Source organism: Streptomyces sp. NPDC001922, assembly GCF_042891165.1.
GTDB lineage: Bacteria > Actinomycetota > Actinomycetes > Streptomycetales > Streptomycetaceae > Streptomyces.
The window spans coordinates 144,565-164,533 of sequence record NZ_JBIASV010000001.1 but is presented as its reverse complement, the minus strand read 5'-3'; the positions used below and the strand labels follow the sequence as shown (position 1 = coordinate 164,533).

Genomic DNA, 19,969 nt, shown 5'->3' with positions numbered 1-19,969 from the left:
GCTGAACGAACAGAGAAAAACGGCAAGTTGCACCGATGACGGGCTAGGGTGCAACTGATCGACTCTGGGGGGAGGAGATGCGCATGTCGGAGCATGGGGGACGGCGTGTCCTGTTGGTGTCCACCAACTACGCGCCCGAACAGGCCGGAATCGGCCCGTACGCCACACAGATCGCCGAGCACTGGGCCGCCGACGGCCGGACCGAGGTGCATGTGCTGGCGGGAATGCCGCACTACCCGGCCTGGCGGACCGACCCCGCCTACCGCGGGGTGTGGCGCACCACGGAGGAGCGCGCCGGAGTGCGTGTGCACCGCCGCCGGCACACCGTCCCGCCACGGCAGACCGCCGTGCGCCGGGCCCTGTACGAGGCGTCGATCCTGGCCCACGGCCTGGCCGCGCCGCCGCGCACCGGCCGCCCCGACGCCGTCGTCGCGCAACTGCCCAGCCTGGCCGGAGGCGTCATCGGCGCCCGGATCGCCCGGCGGTACGGGGTGCCGTACGTCCCCGTCGTCCAGGACCTGATGGGTGCCGCCGCGGCCCAGAGCGGCATCCGCGGCGGGGACCGGGCCGCGGCCGCCGCCGGCGCCGTCGAGCGCTACGCCCTGCGCCGGGCCACCCTGGTCGGCGTCATCCACGAGACGTTCGTCGACAAGGTCGCCGCGATGGGCGTCCCCCGGGAGCGCATCCGGCTCGTCCCCAACTGGTCGCACGTGGAGCGGCCCACCCGGCCGCGCGCCGAGATGCGGGCCCGGCTCGGCTGGCGCGAGGGCCGCACCGTGGTGCTCCACTCCGGCAACATGGGCCTCAAGCAGGGGCTGGAGGTGCTCGTCGAGGCGGCCCGGCAGGCCCCCGAGGTGCACATCGTGCTGATGGGCGACGGCAACCAGCGCGAGCATCTGCGGGCCCTCGGCGGCGGACTGCCGAACCTCCACTTCCTCCCGCCCGCGGACGAGGCCGACTTCCCTGACGTCCTCGCCGCCGCGGACGTCCTCGCCGTCACCCAGCGGGCCTCGGTGCTCGACATGAGCATCCCGTCCAAGCTCACCTCGTACTTCGCCGCCGGGCGGCCGGTGGTCGCCTCCGTCGCCGACCAGGGCGGTACGGCCGAGGAGGTCCGCCGCTCGGAAGCGGGCGTTCTGGTTCCGCCGGAGAATCCCGGCGCGCTGCTGGCCGCGGTCCGTAAGCTGGCCGAAGACCCCGCCGCGGCCGACGCGTTGGGGTCGCGCGGCCCGGCCTACGTCGACGCCCACCTCAGCCGTGAGGCGGGCCTGGCCAGAATCACCCGGCTCCTCGACGAAGCGCTCGACGGCCGCCCCGAATCGCGGAGGGGGGCCCGCACATGACATCGCACATCGCCTCGGACCCGGCGCCCGGCGGCCCGGACCGGCCCCGTGCGCCCCAGGCGCACGAGGAACCGGACCTGCTGCGCGACCAGTTCAGACAACTGCTCCGCTACCGGCTGATCCTGGCCGTCGGCGTCGCCGTGGGGCTGCTCGGCGGTGCCCTGCTGGGTGTGCTGGGCGGCGACTCCTACGTCGCCACCAGCGAGGTCACCGTACGGTCCGCCTCGGTCGACCCGTTCGCCCCCGGTGGCACCTCCCCCGACAAGGGGGTCAGCATCGGCTCCGAGCGGCAGACGGCCGTCAGCAACGCCGTCGCCTGGCGGGCGGCGAAGGACCTCGGCCTGCCCCGGGGCGCCAAGGGGCTCCAGGGGGGCCTCCAGGTCACCAACCCGCCCAACACGCTCGTGCTGCGCTTCGCCTACACCGACTCCTCGCCCCGCCGGGCCGCCGAGCGCGCCAACGCCTTCACCCGCGCCTACCTCGACAACCGCGAGCAGCAGACCAAGAGCCTCATCGACAACATGGTCAAGGGCTACCAGAAGCAGCTCAAGCCGCTGGAGAAGCAGCGCGACGAGCTGGCGAAGCAGGTCGCCGGACTCAGCGACGGCCGGGCCCTGGACACGGTGTTGTCCACCCAGTCCGGGGTGCTCGGCAAGATCTCCGAGCTGAACAGCAACGTCACCAAGCTCAAGGCCCTCGACACCACCCCGGGGTTCGTCGTCCGCACCGCCACCCCGCCGTCCGAACCGTCCGGCCCCGGCCTGCCGATGATGCTGGGCCTCGGCGCCGCCGTCGGCATCGGCCTCGGCCTCCTCGGCGCCTGGGTGCGGCTCGTCTTCGACCCCACCGCCCGCTCCGAGAGCGACGTCGTCCGGGCCCTGCGCGCCCCCGTCCTCGGCACCCTGCCCCGCGGCCGGCGCGGACAGACCACCGCGCTGCTCGCCGACGGCCGGCTCGCCGAGGAGTACCGTTCCGTCGCCTTCCGGCTCGCCTACGACCAGCGGTTCGCCGGCCGGCGGCGGCTGCTCGTCGTCGCCCCGCGCGGCACCATCGACACCGCCGCCGCGGTCACCGTGAACCTCGCCGCCTCCTTCGTCGAGATGGGGCGCGAGGTGCTGCTCGTCGAGGCCGACCTGCGCACCCCGTCGCTCTCCGCCCGGCTCCGCGCCACCGACGGCATCCGGCCCGGCTGGGCCCGCACCCCGGCCCGCGGCGACAACGGCTGGCCCACCGGGGAGCAGATACCCATCGACGCGGGGGAGTCCGGCGCCTTCGACCTGATCCCCGGCGGCCGGGTCCGCAACGTCGCGCGCGCCCTGACCTCCACCCCCGCCACCCAGCTCATCGCCACCGCCGACGACGAGGACTCGGTCGTCGTCGTCCTCGCCCCGGCCGTCCTCTCCTACGCCGACGCCATAGCGCTCGCCGACCGGGTCGACGGCGTCCTGGTCGTCTGCGACCCCCGCGAGGTGCGGCGCGACGACCTCGACCGGGTGCGGGAACTCGTCGCCGGCGCGGGCGGCACGGTGCTCGGCGCCGTCCTCCACTCCGAGGGCGGCAACCGGCCCCGCGGCGGGTCCAAGGGCGGGACGGGCAGCCGGCGCCGCACCGAGGCCGACGCGGCGGAGTCCGCCACCGGCGCGGCCCAGGAGGCCGAACGCCCCGACGGGCCCGGCACGCTCGCCCTGCGCCAGGTCGACCCGGACGAGCTCCCCGCCCGTACGTCCTCCCGCCGGTGACGGATCGGCGGGACGGCGGGGAGGCCGGTTCTTCCGGTGGGGAGGCCGCTTCCGGTGGGGAGACGGGAACATCCGGCCCGGAAGCCGTCTCCGGGGGCGGCCGGGCGCCCGGCGGAACGGGCTCCGGCGGCGCGGCCGCCACCGGCGGGGACGGCAACGGCGCACCCGGCACCGGCGGGGACGGCATCGGCACCCGGCTCGCCGTCCTCTGTTCCGTCGCCGACCAGGGCGTGTCGGCCCTCACCAACATCGTGGTGCTGGTCGTCGCCGCCCGGCTCTCCAGCGCCGCCGGGTTCTCCGTCTTCTCCCTGGTCTACACCGTGTTCGCGGTGCTGCTCGGGCTCTTCGTCGCCTACGTCGGCCAAGCGCTCGTCCTGGAGCGCGGCGAACCGGCCGCCGTCCGGGACGCCTGCCGCTCCGCCGTGACGTTCACCGCCTGGGCCTCGGCGGCGATCGGGTCCGTCATGGCCGCCGTCCTCTTCCTCGTGCCGGGCGGCACCGCGCACGGACTCGCGGTCCTGGGCCTCGTCCTGCCCGTCGTCCTCGTCCAGGACGGCATGCGCTACTGCTTCTCCACCCTGCGGCTGCCCCACTGCGCCCTCGCCGCCGACCTGGTCCGCCTCGCCGCCGCCGTCCCCGCCCTCGCCGTCCAGCCGCACGGCTCCGGGCCCGAACGCCTCATCGCCGTCTGGGGCCTCTCCGCCCTCCCGGCCCTGGCCGTCTCCGCGGCGCTGCTCGCCCCCCGGCTGCGCGGTGCCGCCTCCGACCCGCGCCGGCTGCTCCGCCGCGGCCACCTCGGCAGGCGCTTCGTCGTCGAATTCGCCGTCGGCAACGCCTCCAGCCAGCTCGCCGTCATCGGACTCGGCCTGTTCGCCAGCCCGTTGGCGGTCGGTGCGCTGCGCGGCGTGACGACCCTCTTCGGCCCGATGAACGTGCTGTTCAACGCCTCGACGGGGTTCGGCCCGCCGATCCTCAACCGCTATCCGACGGCGGCCCGCAAGGTCCGCGCCACCGTGGCGTTGGCCATCGCCCTCTCCGCCGTCGCCGCTGCCTGGGCCGCCGTCCTCATCGCGCTCCCGGACCGCCTCGGCCGCGAACTCCTCGGCGACACCTGGGCGGCCTCCTCCGCGCTCCTCCCGGCGACCGGCAGCCAGTACGCGGCCATCGCCCTGGGCACCTGCGCCCTGCTCACCCTCCGGGTGCTGCGCCCCCGCGCCACCCTGCCCATCCAGGTCGTCTTCTCGCTGCTCTCGGTGGCCGCCATGCTCACCGGCTACGCCCTGGGCGGCGTCCTCGGCGCGGCCTGGGGGCTGTGCCTCGGCTCGGTGTGCAAGGCGCTGGCGGCGTGGCTGCGGATCGCCGTGGTCCGCCGCTCCCCGGAACCGGCGGGCGACGGCGCGGGGGAGCCGGACGCGGCGGGGGACAGGGACGACGTCACCAGGTCCGGACAGGGCTGATGTCCCGGTCCCTCCCGATGCAACCCGGGGGCCGTTACGGGGCGTTGGAGGGGCTTCCGCTACCGTACGACGGTTGCCGCCATGCCCACGCCATGCCGCACATCGATGTTCGGTGTGTCCATGTGCCGTGTCCATGGGGGCGATCAGCACCGCGCATTCGACCGTACGGGGGACCCCTTCATGACCATCGCGCAGCCGCTCGACGACTCGGCCCGGGCGGCGCGACTGCGCCGCGCGTGGATCCTCATCGGGGTCCTGGCCGTCGTCTTCGTCTCGGCCACGCTCCTCAACCGCCACTTCGCCGGCGACAACGATGCCGCGCAGCTGAAGGCGGGGGACTGCTTCCAGAAGACCGGGTCCGAGGACGACCCGGGCGTCAAACAGCTGGGGTGCGGCGACTCCCATGCCCGCTACCGGGTGCTGAAGCGGCTGGACGACGAGGTCACCGGACTGGCGTGTTCGGACGTCAAGGGCTCCACCGGTTCGATCAGCGCGGCCGGCACGGAGGACTACGTCGTGTGCTTCGCGAGGAACCGGCACTGAGCCGGTCGCGGCAGCCCGTCGCGGCAGCCCGTCCCGGCAGCCCGTGCCGTCGGCGATCCGCCGGCCCGTCCCGGCGGTGACCCGCCGCCCGTCCCGGTCAGTGCAGCAGCTTGCGCGGATCCGAGCGGAACGTCGTCACCAGCGCCAGGCACACCATCGCGATCCCGATCCGCCCCGACGCCTGGAGCAGCGGGCCGCGCAGCAGGATGAAGGCGTACCCCGCCACCACCGGGATGACGATCGCCAGGACGTTGCCCGGCCGTGGATCGTCCAGCGTGCGGACGGTGTAGCGGCGGTCCGCCCGGGCACAGAGATAGCCCAGGCCCAGGAAGCCTCCCGTCATGCCCACCGGGCCGAAATCCAGCCACAGTTCGGCCCACAGGGGTGAGGACAGATTGGTGTTCTGCATGCCCATCCACTGGCCGACCCGGACACCGGAGTCCAGCGGCTTGCCGTGCCAGATGGAGCGGGGCACGAAGAAGAAGGTCGACGCGGCCAGCTGACGGCCGTACGCATGGCCGGTGCCCGAGTCGACCATGGTGATGGTGTTGGCGAACATGCCGATCTGGTCGTAGTCCTTGCGCACCAGCGGGTCGAAGGCCGATTCGGACTCCACCGGCCGGTGGCCGCTCTCGTCGTACCGGAACCGGTCCATGAAAGGGAACAGCAGCAGCGCCGCCACCACCCCCATCGCCAGCGCCGCCCGGTACATCACCGGGCTCTTCGGGAAGGCCGTGAACAGGATCGAGAACATCACGGTCAGGAACCAGTAACGCGGATTGGAGACGGGGTTGTTGACCAGGGCGTTCACCCCCAGCAGCCCGGCCCACATCAACACCACCGTGGGGCGCCGGCGGGCCGCGCGGGAGGTGACCAGCCAGCGGGTGAGGAAGAGGAAGGCCAGCAGCGCGGGCACCGTGCCGAAACCGCGCAGGAACGCCGACCCGACGTGCGACTCCGAGTCCGCGGCGGCCACCCCGCTGCTCTGGATGCCCTCGCTGATCTCCTGACGACTGCTGAAGAAGACCGCCGGACCGCCCAGTTTGACCACGAACAGCGCACTGGCCACGAACGCCAGCGCCACCAGCAGATAGAGCCGCCGCCGGCTGACCGAGGCGGTGCGCCGCGGAGCCCGGTTGCGGAGCACCGGCCGGTGCCGGGCCAGCAGCACGCCCACGTCGTAGGCGACCAGGCCGATCAGCGAGAGCGTGGTGGCGAGCACCAGGTCGGAGCGGGTCCCGACGACCGGCGTCGGGGTCTGGCCGAGAACCGCCTGTGCCAACGGCGCCACCCCGAGCGCCACATACACGAACATCCAGAACGAGCCCTGGATGAGCCGCCGCCGCACCGTCAGCGTCATCGCCGCCAGCCGGGCCCCGGCGTACCCGGTGAGTACCAGTTGCAGCCAGTACGCCTCGTCCCGGATCCCCGGCCCCGGCAGCGCGGCCACCACCCCGGGCAGCAGGAACACCAGCCCCAGGACGAGCGGCACGGCCAGCGCCCGGGAGAGCACGGCCCGGGGCGAGACCGGCGGCACGTCGGGCGGAACGGCCGGTCCGGACGGCGCGCTTGGTTCGGACGGCGCGACGTCCCGTACCTCAACAGCCATGGCCCCCACCCTCGTTCCCCGTGCCCCCTGCACCGGGCCTGCCGGTCCGTCGGACACCTGCGCCCGGAACCCCCGGCCCGGTGCCCCACGGCAAGTCTAGGGAGTCCGGCCTGCCGTATCCGCAGAACGCACGAGCCTCGAACGGCACATCGAAGGATCCGGCCGCGCCGCCGGGTGCCCGCCGCTACGCTGGCCGGACGATGCCGGGGGGCATCGGGGGGAGGAACAATCGGTGAAGGTTCTGCATGTCGTCACGCTGCACACACCGACCAACGACTTCGGCGGCCCCACCCGGGTGGCGCTCAATCTCTCCCATGGGTTGCGGGCCCGCGGCGTGGACGCCCGGATCGCCACCCTGGGGGACGGGTTCACCGGGCCGATGCCGAAGGAGATCGAAGGCGTACCGGCGTTCATGTTCCAGGCGCGGCACGTCCTGCCGCAGTTCGAGGTCAGCGGCATCACCTCACCGGCGCTGCTCGCCCGCGCCCGCGAGCTGGTGAAGACCGCCGACGTCGTGCACGTCCATCTGATGCGCGATCTGATCACCCTGCCGTTCGCCCTGATCGCGCTGCAGCTCGGCCGCCCGCTGGTGCTCCAGACCCACGGCATGATCGACCCCACCGAGAAGCGGGTCGCGAAGCTGGTGGACGCGCTCGGGCTGCGCCGGGTGCTGCGCGGGGCCGACGCGATCCTCCATCTGACCGGGACGGAGCGGGACGACGTGGAGGCGGTGATCGCGCCGGACCGGCTGAACAGCACGCACCGCCTGGTCAACGGCGTCCGCCTGCAGGAGCGCAGGCCCGCGGCCGACGGCGGCCGGCCGCCCACGGTGCTGTACTGCGCCCGCGTCCAGGCCCGGAAGCGGCCCGAGGACTTCATCGCGGCGATGCCCACCGTCCTCGCCAAGCACCCGGACGCCCGCTTCGTCCTGGCCGGCCCGGACACCGGCGCGCTCGCCGCCCCGATGCTGGACCTCGCCCGGCAGCTGGGCGTCGCCGACTCCGTCGAGTACGTCGGCGCCCTCGGCCACGCCGAGGTGCTGGAGCGGCTGCGCACGGCGGACGTCTACGTGCTGCCGTCGGTCGTGGAGCCGTTCGCCGTCTCGGTGCTGGAGGCGATGTCGGTCGGCGTGCCCGTGGTGGTGACGAAGACCGGCGGCCTGTCCCCGGACGTCGAGGCGGCGGGCGCCGGACGCGTCGTGGACAGCAAGCCCGACCGCGACAACGGCGCACTGGTGGGCCAGGCGATCCTGGAACTCCTCGACCCGGCGGCCAACGAGGAGGCCTCCCAAGCGGCCTGGGGTCTGATCCGCGACCAGTTCGCCATCGACAAGGTCGTCGACACCCTCCAGGCGGTCTACGACGGGGCGATCCGGCGGCACTGAGCCGGCTGACGAAGGCCCGGTTCTACGGCAACTGAGTACCGTGGTGGTCTTGCCGAGTGGAATCGCTGCGATCGCTCTACCAGGGGACGGCGCAGCGGCTCCCGGCCTTCGTGGAGGGGTTCTGATGCTGGAGGAGACCGAGAAGATCGGGCGTCGGGCCCGCCGTGCACGCCTGCGGCTGGGAATGCCCCAGGCCGACCTGGCCTCAGCCCTGGGGAAGTCGCAGGGCTGGGTGTCGAAGATGGAGCGCGGCCTCATCGAACTGGACCGGGTGGGTCTGCTCAACGCGGTGGCGGCTGAGCTGCATGTTCACCCGAACGACCTGATCGGCCGGCCGTACAGCAGCTCGCCTTCGGACAATCAGTGGCAGATGGCCGCTGCCTCGATCCTGCGGGAATTGCGGCGCTACGACCTGACTCCTGTGTTCGATGGCACGCCCCGTTCCTCGGCCGAGCTGTGGAGCGAGGTGACCCGTCTGCACCGGCTGCGGGACGCCGCCAAAAGCACCGCGATCATGTGTGTGCTGCCCGACCTGTTCCGGGAGGCCCGTGCCCTGGCGGAAGTCGCTTCGGGGCACGAACGGGAAGAGGCGTACGCGATCTACGCGGTGTGCTGCAAGTTCGCGCACACCGCGGCGCATGCGCTCGGCCATCCCGAACTCGTCGCCATGGCCTGTGAACGTGCCGCATGGTCCGCGCGGCTGTCGGCCGATCCGCTGCTGCCTGCGGTGGCTGACTGGATGCGGGTCTGGGACATGTGGGCGACTGCCGACTGGACCGACGCGCTGGCGCTGTCGGACAAGGCGATCGGCAGCGTTCAGCGGGAGTACGACCGCGGCGATCCGCTGGCTGTGCGGGCCTGGGGAACTCTGCAATTGCGAGCGGCGGTTTCCGCGTCGCGTGCCGGACGAGCGGAGGAAGCCGAGGACCGGGTGGCTCATGCCAAGTCCGCAGCAGGCCGTCTCGGCGGCTATCAGGGGCCACCCGTCCATGATCGGCACTCGTTGACCTTCTCCCCTGGCAACGTCCAGGTTCATGCCATCAGCGTTGCGCTGGAGGCAGGAAAGCAGGGGAAGGCTCTGGAGATGAACCGTCGGACCAGCCCTGAACTGGTGGCCTCGCTTCCCGACTCCCGTCGAGGACATCACCACATGGACCTGGCACGGGCCTGGCTGTGGGACGGCAGCCGGGACAAGGCTCTGGCCGAGCTGGAGACCGCCGAGAGGATCGCACCGCAGCTCGTACGCAACCACCCCATCGCCCGGGCGACGCTGCGCAGCATCGTGTACGCCGAGCGAGCCGCCACCCGCGAGAAGCTGCGGCGTATGTCCGACCGCTTCCACCTGGACGGATAAGGGGTATTCCTTCGGTTCATATTGGACTCCTGACGGCATTTTAGTTTTGGGGCCATGACTGGACGACTTCCATCTCATCTTCCGTCTCAGGGTGCGGCGTTGGGCACCGCCGGTCCTTACGTTCCTCGGCTGGGGGATCTGGCCCAGGACACGGCCCGTGATGGGCGCATCGGCATCGTCGTCACACTGCCGGGGCCGGACGCGCCGACGTACCACCTCCGGACGCCGGACGGAGGTGCCGAGTGGTCGGCTCCTGCCGACGGCACCAGCCTGCGTCCCGTACCCGCCGAGGTCACCCATGTCACCCCCATGAAGCGGGACGCGGTGTACGACCATCGAGCCCAGCAGGGTGCCTTACCCGTGCTGGTTCACTACGAGGACGGCAACACCAGCGACTCAGTACTCGTCATGACTCCGGCTCAGCTGGAGGTGTACCACCTCCAGCTGAGCCGGATCATCGAACTCCGTGACATGGCGTGCGGGGCCGACCGATGAGGGCCTACCGGACCCGGGGCGGCATTCTGCGAGACGCCGGCTCGAGTACCGTCTCGGCACACTTGCCGGAACGAGCCGTGCGGGCGCCCGTGCACTGCGACTCCACGCGAGTTCCCGTCCGACTCGGCCGTCCCGGCCCGTGCACACCGCTTACACCGGGAACGGAAGGCGGACCGTGTTCCAGCATCGCGCCTTGAGGGGCATCAGTGACGCGACGCCGCTCCGGGGCACCGTGGACCGCACTCTGCGTGTCAAGGTCATCGATGCATGCGGCATGACCTGCACGTTCTGTCACAATGAGGGGACGCCGGTCAGCTCGGACAGGGATGCCGCCCACACAGGGGAGTTCGGTGCGGCAGGCCGTTCCGGACGGGTCTCCATCTACCTTGCGACGAACCGTGTCGGCTTCACTGCGGCTCCGGTCTTCCCCGATGAAGCGTTCCGTGCCGCTCTCGGGCAGCTCCGTGAGGCCCTGGACTTCGACGAAGTCCACCTCACGGGCGGAGAGCCGACTCTTCACCCACGACTGCCCGAAATTGTCGCCCTCGCGCGTGACGTCGGCTATCGCGTCAGCGTTACCTCGAACGGTGAGAATGGAGCGAGGGTCCTGTCTCGCTGCGCCCAGGCAGGACTCGACCGCGTCAACTTCTCAGTCTTCGGGACCACGCCTGAGGAACTGGCCCAGGTGCAGAGCGAGCGGTACCGGGCGCGGTCCTTGGCCGCTCGGAAGCTCGAAGCTCTGGAGGAGTCGATGCGCCTCTCGCTCGGTACGGACATGAGTGTGCGCGCGAATCTCGTCGTTCCGAACCGGGGCCACATCCAGCGTGTCCACCGCCTCCTGGAGAAGTACTCGCCCCAGCTGCCGGTCCGAGTGCTCTCCTCCCTGGCTGATGGCGAGGAATCCCTCGACGCCATCGATCTACTCCTCCACGGGCTCCGTGCCCGGCCGAAGGAGATCGCCGTAGCTGCGGGTACATCCGGCTTTCGTGTGATCTACGAGCTGCCGAATCGCCGTCCACTCGTCGTGAAGCACATCCGGGATCTGCGGCTGCCCCATACATGCAGCAACTGCCCGTACAACAACCGTGTCGACTGCCATGAGGGCTACTACGGAGTCCGGCTCTACCGCGACCCCGGAGGCCAGTTCCACGTAGGCGTCTGTATTCAGCGCATGGACCTCTGCCTGTCTGTGGAAGAGTTCGTGGCCGGCAGCGTCTGCAGTGAGAACAAAAAGCTGCGAGAGCAGGACTTCCAAGACCTGACCGCAGGGAAGCATTCCACGGAGGACAGCGATGGCTCAGCATGAGTACGAGGCCAAGTTCCTGAACATCGAGGTCGATGCCGTACTCGGTCGGCTGCGGTCCGCAGGAGCCGAGCAGGCATTCCCCAAAACCCTGTTCACGCGTTTGATTTTCGAGAACGACGAGGTCCAGGGCGGTCAGTGGCTTCGGCTGAGGGATGAGGGTGGGAAGACCACTCTGACTCTGAAGCAGGTCACCGACGCCACCCACATCCATGGCACCACCGAAATCGAGATCGAGGTCGACAGCCTCGAGAAGACAGCGGAGATGCTCACCGCACTGGGGCTTCGACAGGTGCGCTACCAGCAGAACTACCGCGAAGAATGGCAGCTCGACGGAGTCACCTACGACTTCGACACCTGGCCGGATCTGCCTACCTTCCTGGAGATCGAGGGGCCTTCCGAGGAAGTCGTCCGTGAGGCGGTGGCCACCCTGGGGCTGAACTACGACGAGGCACGCTTCGGCAGCATCGACCTGATCTACAAGAGCGAGCTGAGCAGAGACATCCTCGCCCAGCCCACGCTCCTGTTTGCCTGAGGCATGTCCGGCGGCAGCATGGCGTGTGGTGTCCTGCGCATGGGGTGAGCACCAGCGCCGGACCGCATCGTTCCGGCCCACGCCCGGCTTTCCGGCGTCGTGCCGAGCAACGAGGGGCTGCCCCGCCCAGTGGCGGGACAGCCCCTCACGCGTCTCCCGGGCCGGGTACGGCCCTACCGGATCGTCACCCGCGCCACCGTGACCCCCGGCCGGCCCGCCTCGCTCGGTTCGCCCTCCCGGGCCTTCAGCCCGATCTGCCACCGGTAGAAGCTCATGGCCAGGGCGTAGTCGAAGCCGGCCCGGCCGTCCAGGAAGCCGCGCTTGTAGAGGTAGGCGTAGGCGAACGACACCAGCGGCTTGAACGGGGCCTTGTGGAAGAGCTGGCCCTGCCGGGTCTTGGCCTGCCGGATCTCCTCCTTGACCTCCGGGTGGTGCTCCAGCCACGCCTCCCAGTCCGAGTACCGGTTGTGCCGGTCGAACCAGGTCCGCACCGGGTCCAGGTCCTCGTGCTCGATCGGGGACTTGAGCCGCCACACGTGCTCGGCGATCGGCTGGTAGTGCCCCTCCTGCTCGCCCATGCCCGGCGCGTCCAGGTCCCCGAGGACGGGGAAGTGGCAGCGCGTGCGGTCCAGCAGGGCGCGCTTGACGATGGTGTAGCCGTGCCGCAGCCGGCGGCCCGCGAACCAGTAGCCCAGCGGGATGTCGAACGCCGCCACCTTCAGCGGCCGGGAGAAGCAGTGGCGCAGCTCGGCCAGCAGTTCCGGGGACGGCGTCTCGTCACCGTCGAGGAACAGCAGCCACGGGATCTGCGGATGGACGTGGTCCAGGCACCACTGCTTCTTCTTCGGATAGCCGCCGTCCCAGGTGTACGGGACGACCTCGGCACCCTCCTCGGCGGCGATCTTGCAGGTCTCGTCCGTGCTGTCCGAGTCGACCACCACCACCGCTTCGAAGTGGTCGATGACCGACCGTACGGTGCGGGCGATGTTCTCGGCCTCGTTCTTCGTGGGGATCGCCACCACGATGGGGAGCTTGCTCGGGCTCAACCGCCGCTTCCTTCCTGGGAGGCCTTCAGCAGGGGCAGCTGCTTCGGGCAGAGGTGCTTCACCGCCGCCTCCGCGTTCGGGATCTCGCCCGAGCGGAGCGCGCTGATCGCCGCCTTGCGGTCCAGCTCGGCGGTGCGGGCGAGCCGGTCGCAGCTCTCCTGCCCGATCTGCAGGACGGCTGCCGGGTCCGTGCCCTTCGGCACGCGGTCGGTGAGGTACGACTTCTGCTTCTCGGTGAACGATCCGGTGACCGGCTTGAGGTCCCGCTCCGGCACCTTGGGGCCCGGCGGGGTCCGCGGGGCCTTCGGCTTCTTCGCCTCGGACCCCTCACCGACGTCGGTGGCCGGGGAGTCGCCCGCCGCCCGGTCGTCCGAGGACGCCGCCGCGGACCGGGCCTTCCCGGACCCCTTGTCCTGCTCCCCGCCGCTTCCGCATCCGGTCAGCAGCGTCGCCGCCGCCGCGAGGAGCGCGGCGGCGGCGACGGACCGGCGGCCGCGGATCACCCGCGGGTCCGGAGGTTGTAGTGACCGGAGACCTGCGAGCCGGACAGCACGCTCGGATAGACCGCGGTCTCGTCGATCTGCCCGTTGAAGTAGTCGCTGGACGGGCTGCTGGGCCACGACGAGTTGATGGTGTCCCCGCCGACGTGCCAGTAGCCGTCGTAGTCCGCGCTGGACGTCACCAGCAGATTGCTGGCCCGCAGCGAGCCGTCGACGTACAGCCGCATCCCGCTCGACCCCTGGGTGGCGACGACGTGGTGCCACCTGCCGTCGTTCAGGCCGAACCCGCTGCTGATGGTACGGGCGAAGCCGCTGTGCACACCGAAGACCACCCGGCCGTCATTGGTCATGTACAGCTGCTTGTCGTGGCTGGCGCTCGGCTCCTGGGTGCGGTCGCCGAAGCCGATGAGCTTGCCACCGGAGGTCGTCGTCGTCCGGAACCAGGTCTCCAGGGAGTACGACGACGGCCGGCTGTGCTTGCGGTCGCTGTAGGTGTACTCGTCGGAGCCGTTGTAGCCCACGGCCGTGCTGCCGCCGGGGACGGCCGCCGGGGTCACCCGGTACGACGGGCCGTTGCGGTGGACACCGCTGTTGTCGCTGCCCGAGGCGTCCGCCGCGAACTGCCCCGACGCCTCGTCGAAGCGCCAGTACAGATTCGCGCCGTCGGCCTTCACCCGCTCCGCGTAGCTGTCCGCCGCGGCCGGCACGGTGACCGTCTGGGTGGCGGACCGGGCGCTGGTGTTGGTGCCGTCGCTCGCCGTGATCCGGTAGGTGTACGTCGAGCCCGGCGTCACATCGGTGTCGGTGAAGGAGAGCTGCGGACGGACCCACGGCAGCGAGGAGTCGCTGACGGTGTGGACGGGCGTCGTCCCGCCGTTCCGGTAGACCCGGTAGGTCAGCTTGCTGTCGTCCAGGTCGAGACTGGACTGCCAGCGGACGTTCACCTCGCTCGGCTTCACGCTGGAGGCGTTCACCAGCGGAACCGACGGCGCCGAGGTGTCCGGGCCGCTCGCGAAGCGGGTCAGACCCTGCTGACGGCCGCCGTTGACGGTGGTGAACTCGCCGCCCACCCACAGGTAGTCGGTCCCGCCCGCCGACGCGGTGTCCATCACCCGCGGGCCGATCTGCTCGCCCAGGCCGTCATTGGTGTCCGGGAACCAGCCGAGCAGCGTCGGGTCGTCGACCGACTGCGCGAGCAGGTGCTTGCGGCGCTGGTTCGGGAACTCGCCCATGCTGCTGCAGTCGTGCGCGTGCGAGCCCGAGTAGAGCACCGACTGGTGGACCGTCACCGCCTGGGTGGCCCCCAGGCAGGTGTCCCGCCAGCGCTGGTTGAAGTCGCTCGCGTTCAGCGCGATCCGGCCGTCGAAGACCCCGCCGCCGGTGCCCTCGTTGCCGGTGTAGATGCCGGTGGCGTCGGAGGTGAGGTCCTTGACCGTCGAGGTGGTCGGGATGAAGCCCCGGGCGTAGGTCTTGGTGAGCGCGCCGGTGCCCGCGTCGACCACGGCGAGGGCGTGCGAGTCGGCACCGCGCACCGTCATGAAGTCGCCGCCGAGGACCACGTTCCTCCCGTCGGGAGTGACCTCCAGGGCGCGGCCCGGCTCGTCGGCGTCGGCCGTCCACGGCTTGAGGTCACCCCCCGTGGTGACCGCGCCGAAGTAGCGCCGCGACTGTCCCTCCAGCGAGGTGAAGTCGCCGCCGAGGTAGACGGTGTCGTCCGTGACGGCCAGGGCGCGCACGGTCGCGCTGGACGCCACCTTGAACGACGACTTCGGCGTGCAGGTCGCGATGTCGATCGCCGCGACATTGCTCGCCCCGACCCCGTTCACCGCGCCGAACTGCCCGCCCGCGTACAGCGTCCTGCGGTCCGGTGAGACCGCCAGCGCCCGTACGGTGGCCGTGCCCGTGCCGATGGTGAACGACAGCTTGCAGGACGTCGGCGCGCCCGTCGCCGCGTTGAACGCCGCGAAGTTGACGGCCGGCTGCTCACCGCCGTCCGAGCCTTCCTCCGGCGGCCGGATCGTCGAGAACGTGCCGCCCGCGAAGACCACCCCGTCCGCCTGGGCCATCGACCAGACGATGCCGTTCGTCTGCCAGGTCGGCAGATCGTCGGCCGTGATCCCGACGGGCGGGGTCAGCGCGGACGCCGACGGCGCCGTCACCGCTCCCGCTCCGACCAGTGATGTGACTGCCACGGCCATGGCAGCCCCATAAACCCCCACTGTGCGCATGTGCCCCCCTGGGCTGTGTTGTCCACTCGCTCGCCGTCGGGCGCCCTGCCCCGGTGCCGGCACTCCCCGAAACTGCGCTCGGCTCATCCGTTCGCCGTGCCCGGTCCCGTCGTGTGCGGCACCGGCGCGCCCTTCGGCTCGCTCGCGCGTGCGCGGCCCCCCTGGCCACCCTGTGCACGGCAGGTTAGGGCGCCGCTCACGCCGCCGTAACCGAAATGGCCAAAATGATGTCCGTACTTTGCGAGTTGGTGAGTCATCTATCGATACGAACCGCTGTACCCGCCAATTCGGCATCGAGTGCCGACACATCGGCCTCCACCATGATGCGGGCCAGCTCCGGCCAGAGCACCCGGGGCTTCCAGCCGAGCAGCTCCTCGGCCTTGGAGGCGTCGCCGATCAGGGCGTCCACCTCGCTGGGACGCTCGTACTTCGGGTCGAACCGCACGTATTCGGCCCAGTCCAGGCCGACGGCCGAGAAGGCCACCTCCAGGAACTGCCGTACGGTCCCCGCCTCGCCGGTCGCCACGACGTAGTCGTCCGGCTGGTCCTGCTGGAGCATCCGCCACATCGCCTCGACGTACTCGGGGGCGTAGCCCCAGTCCCGCACGGCGTCCAGGTTGCCCATGTAGAGCCGGTCCTGGAGGCCCGCCTTGATCCGGGCCACCGCCCGGGTGATCTTGCGGGTCACGAAGGTCTCGCCGCGGCGCGGGGACTCGTGGTTGAAGAGGATGCCGTTGACGGCGAACAGGTCATACGCCTCCCGGTAGTTGACCGTCGCCCAGTAACCGAAGACCTTGGCGCAGCCGTACGGGCTGCGCGGGTGGAACGGTGTCCGCTCGTTCTGCGGCGGCGGTGTCGCGCCGAACATCTCCGACGACGACGCCTGGTAGATCCGGGTGTCGACACCGCTGGCCCGGATCGCCTCCAGCAGCCGCATCGAGCCCATGCCGGTCACGTCGCCGGTGTAGAGCGGCGCGTCGAAGGAGACGCGGACGTGCGACTGGGCGCCGAGGTTGTACACCTCGTCCGGCTGCAGATCGCGCAGCAGGTTCACCAGCGCCACCCCGTCGGAGAGGTCGGCGTGGTGCAGCACCAGCCGGCGGTCGGGCTCCTGCGGACCCTGGTAGATGTGGTCCAGCCGCTCGGTGTTGAACGACGACGAACGGCGTACCAGGCCGTGGACCGTGTAGCCCTTCGACAGCAGCAGCTCGGCGAGATAGGAGCCGTCCTGTCCGGTCACTCCGGTGATGAGTGCGCTCTTGCCCATGCGAGGTCCCCCCTGAGATCCGGGCCGTGACAGGCCCGGGGTGAAATGTTGCGAAATCTTGCTGTTTCCATCAGATGCAGGGATTCACTCCCTGGCGGGTGATCCGCGCTGGCACAATCCGGTGCCATGACAGCTGCGACTTCCCGGGGCACCGACCCCGGTGCCCGGGCCGGCGGACCGCAGTCCCCGGCCGAGCCGGTGCCCTCCTCCGCCGCGACGGCCGGCGAGCCGCTGCTGCCGGACGGGGCCCGGATATTCGTGGCGGGCCACCGCGGCCTGGTCGGGTCCGCGGTCTCCCGCCGGCTCACCGCCGACGGCCACGAGGTGATCACCCGTGGCCGCGACGCCCTCGATCTCCGCGACGCCGCGGCGACCGAAACCTTCCTCCGCGACGTCCGGCCGGACGCCGTCGTGCTGGCCGCCGCCAAGGTCGGCGGCATCATGGCCAACAGCACCTACCCGGTGCCGTTCCTCGAGGACAACCTGCGCATCCAGCTGAGCGTGATCGCCGGAGCGCACGCGGCCGGCACCCGCCGGCTGCTCTTCCTCGGCTCCTCCTGCATCTACCCGAAGCTCGCTCCCCAGCCCATCCGCGAGGAGTCGCTGCTCACCGGCCCGCTGGAGCCGACCAACGAGCCGTACGCCCTCGCCAAGATCGCCGGAATCGTGCAGGTGCAGTCCTACCGGCGCCAGTACGGCGCCTCCTACATCTCCGCGATGCCCACCAACCTCTACGGCCCCGGCGACAACTTCGACCTGGAGACCTCGCACGTCCTGCCCGCGCTCATCCGCCGCTTCCACGAGGCGAAGCGCGACGGGCGCGAGGAGGTCGTCCTCTGGGGCAGCGGCACCCCGCGCCGCGAGTTCCTGCACGTCGACGATCTGGCCTCGGCCTGCGCGGTGCTGCTCCGCGGCTACGACGGCGACGAACCGGTCAACGTCGGCTGCGGCGAGGACCTCACCATCCGCGAACTCGCCGAGACCGTACGGGAGGTGACCGGCTACGAGGGCCGGATCGCCTTCGACACCTCCAAGCCCGACGGCACCCCGCGCAAGCTGCTGGACATCTCCCGCATCGCCGCCCTCGGCTGGAAGCCGAGGATCCCCCTGCGGGACGGGATCGCGGCGGTCCACGCCGACTGGTGCGCCGGCGCCGCGGTCTGAGCGGCCCCGCCGCCGACGGGCGGCGGGGCACAGCGACAGCACTCCCACCACCCGTCAGTACGCTCCGCGGCCGTCGACGACGGCGCGGAACGTACGGGCGATGACATCCAGGTCGCCGCCGATGGACCAGTTGTCCGCGTACCGCAGATCCAGCGCCACGGTCTCGTCCCAGGAGAGGTCGGAGCGCCCGCTGATCTGCCACAGCCCCGTCAGCCCCGGTTTCACGGTCAGCCGCCGCAGCTCGACGTCGTCGTACTGGGCCACCTCGTCCGGCAGCGGGGGACGCGGCCCCACCAGCGACATCTCGCCCCGCACCACATTGACCAGCTGCGGCAGCTCGTCCAGCGAACTGCGCCGCAGCCAGCGCCCGGTACGGGTCACCCGCGGGTCGCGCCGCATCTTGAACAGCGGTCCGTCCTGCTCGTTGACGGCCGCCAGCTCCGCCCGCCGCGCCTCCGCGTCCACCACCATGGTGCGGAACTTCCACATGGTGAACGGCGTGCCGTCCTGCCCGATGCGGGTCTGCTTGTGGAGTACGGGACCGGGCGAGTCCAGCCGGACCGCCAGCGCCAGCAGCCCGTACACCGGTGCCAGCAGTAACAGCCCGAGGGCCGCCCCCGCCCGGTCCAGCGCCGACTTCAGCACGACATGCGCACCCCGGCGGGTGGGCGGGGCGATGTGCAGCAGCGACAGCCCGGCGACGGTCACCGACCGCAGCCGCCGCAGCGCGACCTCGGTGAGACCGGGCGACACCGCGAGCGGGAGCCCCACGTCGTGCAGCGCCCAGGAGAGCCGGCGCAGCCGCTCACCGCTCAGCCGGGGGCCGGGCGCCACCAGCACCAGTTCGGCGCCGAGTTGCTCGGCGACGTCCAGCACCGGCACCCAGTCCTCGTCGGGCGTGGCGGGCAGCGCGCTGCCCAGCCGGGTCAGGGCCGGGACGCCGGAGGTCAGCTGGCCCGACCCGACCGGGATCACCCCGGTCACCACATAGGCGTGGTCGGTGCGCCCGGCCAGATGCTCGACCACGTCGTCCGCCGCGCTCGGTTCCCCTATGACCAGCACCCGGTGCACCGACTGCGCCTCGCGCCGGAGCGCGGTGAGGTGCCGGTGGGTGGCCTTCCGGCAGACGACGGTGACCAGCGGGGCGGCGGACAGCGCCAGCAGCGCCACCGCCGGTTCGGAACTCTCCCCGACGGCGATCCGCGCAACCGCGAGCAGCCCCAGCAGCGTCAACCAGTCGTGGAGGACGGGCAGCACGCCGCGGGACTCGCCCAGCGCCTGGACGGCGTAGCGGCGGTGCGACGCCCGCACGCCCAGCCAGACGGCCGCCGCGCCGAGGGCGGCCAGGACCGGATGGGGCTGGCGCGTGGCAGCGAAGACCGCGCACACCGGCGCGACGATGCCCAGCGTGTCCGTGGCCAGCGCCACGGGCAGATACCAGGGCGACTTCTCACTGCGTCCCCCCGACGGACTCTTGCGCTCTGATACCGGCCTGACCGATCCGGAATAGGACATACCACCGCGCCGCATGGACCCCCCTGGTACCTCACGACCGAAAACGCGCACCAGCCACTTCCCCAAGTGGACGGCGCGCAAGGTGCTGAGACGGTATGTCAAACAGGTGTGCGTCCGCCGAGGTTTGCGATTTTTTGCTGTTCGATACCCCTGAGGTTCACTTTTCCCGCCACGGCTCGTTTGCCGTGGTTGACGATCGAACACGGAAGCCGTCCGGGGCAAGAATGTTCGCCCGGAAACGGCTCCCCCGGCGGGCGCGGCGCAGGTCACCATGCGCCCCGGCGGCGCCCACCCCAGGCCGCGGCCCCGCCGCCCCGACTGCCTCGGGCATGCCCGGCCCGGCCCCGGCGGCAGTGCGGGATGGTCATGGCGATCGCGGATCAGTACGAAGAGATCCGGACGCCGTCAGGGTCCGCGGCCCCCGCGGAAAGGGCCGGATTCATACCCCACGGATCGGGCCGGCGCGGGAGGCCGGGGGTGTGCGCCC

The 19,969-nt window shown here is 71.3% G+C and carries 16 protein-coding genes; 10 read left to right on the top strand and 6 right to left on the bottom strand.

The features are described from left to right. The first annotated feature begins 83 nt into the window (after window positions 1-83). The 4 genes from ACFYYR_RS00675 (at window position 84) to ACFYYR_RS00660 (ending at window position 5,082) form a co-directional block, all read left to right on the top strand. Entirely contained in the window at window positions 84-1,343 is a 1,260-nt protein-coding gene (locus ACFYYR_RS00675; protein ID WP_388845173.1) for a glycosyltransferase family 4 protein, read from the top strand. Further along, complete coding sequence (locus tag ACFYYR_RS00670; RefSeq protein ID WP_388845170.1) at window positions 1,340-3,082, top strand: lipopolysaccharide biosynthesis protein; 1,743 nt, start codon at window positions 1,340-1,342, stop codon at window positions 3,080-3,082. Before ACFYYR_RS00675 ends, ACFYYR_RS00670 begins: the two co-directional genes overlap by 4 nt. Before the next feature lie 185 nt (window positions 3,083-3,267). Next, window positions 3,268-4,539 carry a hypothetical protein gene (locus ACFYYR_RS00665; protein ID WP_388846395.1) on the top strand — a complete coding sequence of 424 codons (1,272 nt, stop codon included), beginning with the start codon at window positions 3,268-3,270 and terminating at the stop codon, window positions 4,537-4,539. A 180-nt stretch (window positions 4,540-4,719) separates the two neighbouring features. Next, a complete protein-coding gene (locus ACFYYR_RS00660; RefSeq protein WP_388845167.1) occupies window positions 4,720-5,082 on the top strand; it encodes a hypothetical protein in 363 nt (120 codons plus the stop codon). A 97-nt stretch (window positions 5,083-5,179) separates the two neighbouring features. Here ACFYYR_RS00660 and ACFYYR_RS00655 read toward each other — a convergent pair whose 3' ends face one another. Beyond that, on the bottom strand, window positions 5,180-6,691 hold the full coding sequence (locus tag ACFYYR_RS00655; RefSeq protein WP_388845164.1) for a hypothetical protein: 1,512 nt from the start codon (window positions 6,689-6,691) through the stop codon (window positions 5,180-5,182). Between the two features lie 232 nt (window positions 6,692-6,923). On the opposite strand from ACFYYR_RS00655, the gene ACFYYR_RS00650 reads away from it, so the two are divergent. The 5 genes from ACFYYR_RS00650 (at window position 6,924) to ACFYYR_RS00630 (ending at window position 11,762) form a co-directional block, all read left to right on the top strand. Then, window positions 6,924-8,075, top strand: a complete 1,152-nt coding sequence (locus ACFYYR_RS00650) for a glycosyltransferase (RefSeq protein WP_388845161.1) — start codon at window positions 6,924-6,926, stop codon at window positions 8,073-8,075. A 124-nt stretch (window positions 8,076-8,199) separates the two neighbouring features. After that, window positions 8,200-9,429: a helix-turn-helix domain-containing protein gene (locus ACFYYR_RS00645; RefSeq protein ID WP_388845158.1), complete on the top strand. Its 1,230-nt coding sequence runs from the start codon at window positions 8,200-8,202 to the stop codon at window positions 9,427-9,429. Between the two features lie 99 nt (window positions 9,430-9,528). Continuing rightward, a complete protein-coding gene (locus ACFYYR_RS00640) occupies window positions 9,529-9,924 on the top strand; it encodes a hypothetical protein (RefSeq protein ID WP_388845155.1) in 396 nt (131 codons plus the stop codon). 175 nt (window positions 9,925-10,099) lie between these two features. Further along, a complete protein-coding gene (locus ACFYYR_RS00635) occupies window positions 10,100-11,230 on the top strand; it encodes a radical SAM protein (RefSeq protein ID WP_388845152.1) in 1,131 nt (376 codons plus the stop codon). Then, window positions 11,217-11,762 carry a class IV adenylate cyclase gene (locus ACFYYR_RS00630; protein WP_388845149.1) on the top strand — a complete coding sequence of 182 codons (546 nt, stop codon included), beginning with the start codon at window positions 11,217-11,219 and terminating at the stop codon, window positions 11,760-11,762. The genes ACFYYR_RS00635 and ACFYYR_RS00630 overlap by 14 nt, the downstream gene beginning before the upstream one ends. Before the next feature lie 173 nt (window positions 11,763-11,935). Here ACFYYR_RS00630 and ACFYYR_RS00625 read toward each other — a convergent pair whose 3' ends face one another. The 4 genes from ACFYYR_RS00625 to gmd form a co-directional block, all read right to left on the bottom strand. Then, window positions 11,936-12,808, bottom strand: a complete 873-nt coding sequence (locus ACFYYR_RS00625) for a glycosyltransferase family 2 protein (RefSeq protein ID WP_388845146.1) — start codon at window positions 12,806-12,808, stop codon at window positions 11,936-11,938. Next, on the bottom strand, window positions 12,805-13,311 hold the full coding sequence (locus ACFYYR_RS00620) for a hypothetical protein (protein ID WP_388845143.1): 507 nt from the start codon (window positions 13,309-13,311) through the stop codon (window positions 12,805-12,807). The genes ACFYYR_RS00625 and ACFYYR_RS00620 overlap by 4 nt, the downstream gene beginning before the upstream one ends. Further along, window positions 13,308-15,506, bottom strand: a complete 2,199-nt coding sequence (locus ACFYYR_RS00615; protein ID WP_388845140.1) for a LamG-like jellyroll fold domain-containing protein — start codon at window positions 15,504-15,506, stop codon at window positions 13,308-13,310. The genes ACFYYR_RS00620 and ACFYYR_RS00615 overlap by 4 nt, the downstream gene beginning before the upstream one ends. Before the next feature lie 283 nt (window positions 15,507-15,789). Beyond that, window positions 15,790-16,803, bottom strand: a complete 1,014-nt coding sequence (gmd, locus tag ACFYYR_RS00610) for a GDP-mannose 4,6-dehydratase (protein WP_388845137.1) — start codon at window positions 16,801-16,803, stop codon at window positions 15,790-15,792. A 126-nt stretch (window positions 16,804-16,929) separates the two neighbouring features. On the opposite strand from gmd, the gene ACFYYR_RS00605 reads away from it, so the two are divergent. Then, complete coding sequence (locus ACFYYR_RS00605; RefSeq protein ID WP_388845134.1) at window positions 16,930-17,967, top strand: GDP-L-fucose synthase family protein; 1,038 nt, start codon at window positions 16,930-16,932, stop codon at window positions 17,965-17,967. A 54-nt stretch (window positions 17,968-18,021) separates the two neighbouring features. On the opposite strand, the gene ACFYYR_RS00600 is transcribed toward ACFYYR_RS00605, so the two are convergent. After that, on the bottom strand, window positions 18,022-19,395 hold the full coding sequence (locus ACFYYR_RS00600; RefSeq protein WP_388845131.1) for a sugar transferase: 1,374 nt from the start codon (window positions 19,393-19,395) through the stop codon (window positions 18,022-18,024). Window positions 19,396-19,969: the final 574 nt, after the last annotated feature.

What these genes read in the sequence shown, in the direction of transcription:
- gmd (WP_388845137.1), bottom strand. Translation starts at nt 16,803, where the DNA reads ATGGGCAAGAGCGCACTCATCACCGGAGTGACCGGACAGGACGGCTCC.
- ACFYYR_RS00630 (WP_388845149.1), top strand. Translation starts at nt 11,217, where the DNA reads ATGGCTCAGCATGAGTACGAGGCCAAGTTCCTGAACATCGAGGTCGAT.
- ACFYYR_RS00615 (WP_388845140.1), bottom strand. Translation starts at nt 15,506, where the DNA reads ATGGCCGTGGCAGTCACATCACTGGTCGGAGCGGGAGCGGTGACGGCG.
- ACFYYR_RS00660 (WP_388845167.1), top strand. Translation starts at nt 4,720, where the DNA reads ATGACCATCGCGCAGCCGCTCGACGACTCGGCCCGGGCGGCGCGACTG.
- ACFYYR_RS00605 (WP_388845134.1), top strand. Translation starts at nt 16,930, where the DNA reads ATGACAGCTGCGACTTCCCGGGGCACCGACCCCGGTGCCCGGGCCGGC.
- ACFYYR_RS00645 (WP_388845158.1), top strand. Translation starts at nt 8,200, where the DNA reads ATGCTGGAGGAGACCGAGAAGATCGGGCGTCGGGCCCGCCGTGCACGC.
- ACFYYR_RS00655 (WP_388845164.1), bottom strand. Translation starts at nt 6,691, where the DNA reads ATGGCTGTTGAGGTACGGGACGTCGCGCCGTCCGAACCAAGCGCGCCG.
- ACFYYR_RS00675 (WP_388845173.1), top strand. Translation starts at nt 84, where the DNA reads ATGTCGGAGCATGGGGGACGGCGTGTCCTGTTGGTGTCCACCAACTAC.
- ACFYYR_RS00670 (WP_388845170.1), top strand. Translation starts at nt 1,340, where the DNA reads ATGACATCGCACATCGCCTCGGACCCGGCGCCCGGCGGCCCGGACCGG.